This window comes from Pelomonas sp. KK5 (genome assembly GCF_001984095.1).
In the GTDB taxonomy this organism is placed as follows: Bacteria; Pseudomonadota; Gammaproteobacteria; order Burkholderiales; family Burkholderiaceae_C; genus KK5.
In genome coordinates this window covers 1-235 of record NZ_LYVQ01000604.1, presented here as the reverse complement: position 1 = coordinate 235, position 235 = coordinate 1, and the positions used below count along the sequence as shown (strand labels likewise).

1 protein-coding gene is annotated in these 235 nt (G+C 73.2%); it reads right to left on the bottom strand.

Translation table 11 applies throughout. The features are described 5' to 3' along the window. Window positions 1-235, bottom strand: a 235-nt coding sequence (locus tag B0W88_RS34300; protein ID WP_158081012.1) for a hypothetical protein, incomplete at both ends; no start/stop codon positions are given.

Here is a 235-nt window from a genome sequence, read left to right as displayed (position 1 = left end):
CGCTGTCGAGCGCCGCGAGCTGGCTGCTGGAGAGCGAGCGCAGCGTGGCGCTGGAAAGCGCGCGCAGGTCGTCGGTCTCCAGGGCGGCAAGCTGGGTGCTCGTCAGGCCGGCGACCTGCACCGAGCTGAGCACGCCGGCCTGGGCGGTGGTCAGCGCGACGATGTCGCCGCTGCTGAGCGCGTGGATCTGCGCGGAGCTCATCGCCTTGATGCCGGCGGAGCCGAGGGCGACCAC